At 58.3% G+C, this 659-nt stretch carries 1 protein-coding gene; it reads left to right on the top strand.

Going from position 1 to position 659, the window contains the following annotated elements:
* The coding region (locus QWE_RS24150; RefSeq protein ID WP_006728805.1) for an Ig-like domain-containing protein at positions 1 to 659 on the top strand (659 nt) is incomplete at both ends.

Genomic DNA, 659 nt, shown 5'->3' with positions numbered 1-659 from the left:
TTCCTACTCGTTCGAGCTGAAGGCGCCTGTTGCGCATGAGACGGCTGGCACGACGGAAGAGAACAAAGAGATCACGATCGGCTTCACGGTAACGGACGGCGACGGCGACAAGTCGACCGGCTCGCTGACGGTCCTCGTCAACGATGACGTTCCGGTTGCCACAAGCTCATCCGAGGCGGCACTGGAGGACGGCGTAGTGATCGGCCAGCTTGGAGCTAGTGCCGGTGCTGATGGACTTGCGTCGATTGGTGCATTCAAACTCGCGACCGGCCCGACCAATGGGGCTCTGGTCCTAGATACGACAACGGGAGAGTTCCGCTATCAGCCCAATGCAAACTGGCACGGGATCGATCGCTTCACCTTCACAGTCACTGATGGCGACGGGGATGTATCTGAACCAGTAGAAGTTGTCTTGACTATCTCGCCTGTGAACGATGCGACGGTGATCTCCGGGACGGTCACGTCAGTTGCGTATACGGAGATTGATGGGTCCAACAATGTTCTGCCGGGCTCGAATGCTCAGAAGCCGTTCATGTCGGTTGATGATGGCCTGACGCTTTCGGATGTGGACTCGACCGGCTGGACGAAGATCAGCTTCACGATTGCCGGAGCGCTTCCCGGTGATGGTCTCCAGCTTCGCAACCCCGATCTTCCGAGCG

Origin of the sequence: Agrobacterium albertimagni AOL15, from assembly GCF_000300855.1 — a bacterium.
Taxonomy (GTDB): Bacteria; Pseudomonadota; Alphaproteobacteria; order Rhizobiales; family Rhizobiaceae; genus Allorhizobium; species Allorhizobium albertimagni.
Note: the sequence above shows the minus strand (reverse complement) of the source record. Positions and strands in the feature narration are given on the sequence as shown.